Source organism: Streptomyces sp. ADMS (genome assembly GCF_033441795.1).
Classification (GTDB): Bacteria; Actinomycetota; Actinomycetes; order Streptomycetales; family Streptomycetaceae; genus Streptomyces.
In genome coordinates, this window is the sequence record NZ_JAVFVX010000488.1 from 1 (window position 1) to 354 (window position 354).

Below are 354 nucleotides of genomic sequence, written 5' to 3' on the forward strand. Positions count from 1 at the left end.
AGCCCGACGACCCGCTGCTGCTGTCCGTCCGCTCCGGGGCACGGTTCTCCATGCCAGGCATGATGGAGACGATCCTCGACATCGGCCTTGACGACGGCTCCGTCCTCGGCCTGGCGAAGGTGTCCGGGAACGAACGCTTCGCCTGGGATTCCTACCGTCGGCTCGTGCAGATGTTCGGCACCACGGTGATGGGTGTCGACGGCTCCCTGTTCGAGAACGCCCTGGCCGACCTCAAACGGGCCCGGGGCGCGGCGAACGACCTGGGCGTGGACGCAGCAGACCTGGCCGGGCTCGTCGGAACGTACAAGACTCTGATCCGCCGGGAGACCGGCGAGGACTTCCCGCAGTCCCCGG

At 68.4% G+C, this 354-nt stretch carries 1 pseudogene; it reads left to right on the forward strand.

Annotated features, from left to right (window positions below):
• Nucleotides 1–354, forward strand: a pseudogene (locus RB628_RS42955) (pyruvate, phosphate dikinase); the annotation flags it as partial.